This window comes from Gilvimarinus gilvus (assembly GCF_030518155.1).
GTDB classification, from domain to species: Bacteria; Pseudomonadota; Gammaproteobacteria; order Pseudomonadales; family Cellvibrionaceae; genus Gilvimarinus; species Gilvimarinus gilvus.
Window position 1 is genome coordinate 1 of sequence record NZ_JAULRU010000065.1, and the last position, 306, is coordinate 306.

Consider the following 306-nt stretch of genomic DNA (forward strand, 5'->3'; position numbering starts at 1 on the left):
AGTTGTAATTTTGCCGTTTTTAGATTGGCAAAGTAAGAATTCTAAAATTTGGATTCCATTACAAAAAGATGAAGAAAATCCGTTTGAAACATTTTATGTTGGAATTAATAATGAATTAAAATCAATCAAAAATGAAGCGATAAAATCGAAGATTGACGAAGAAGAAAATTTGGTTCAATTGGATGAAATTAATACGCTTTATGTTGCAACAACGCGTGCAAAAGAGCAATTGTATATGATTGCGCAAAAACCAAAAGAGTCTTCGAAATCTAAAAATATTGCAAATTATTTACACGAATTTGTTTT

1 protein-coding gene is annotated in these 306 nt (G+C 28.1%); it reads left to right on the forward strand.

The window, feature by feature from the left end; genetic code table 11:
• On the forward strand, nucleotides 1-306 hold a 306-nt coding region (locus QWI17_RS00305), incomplete at both ends, for a hypothetical protein (RefSeq protein ID WP_302720507.1).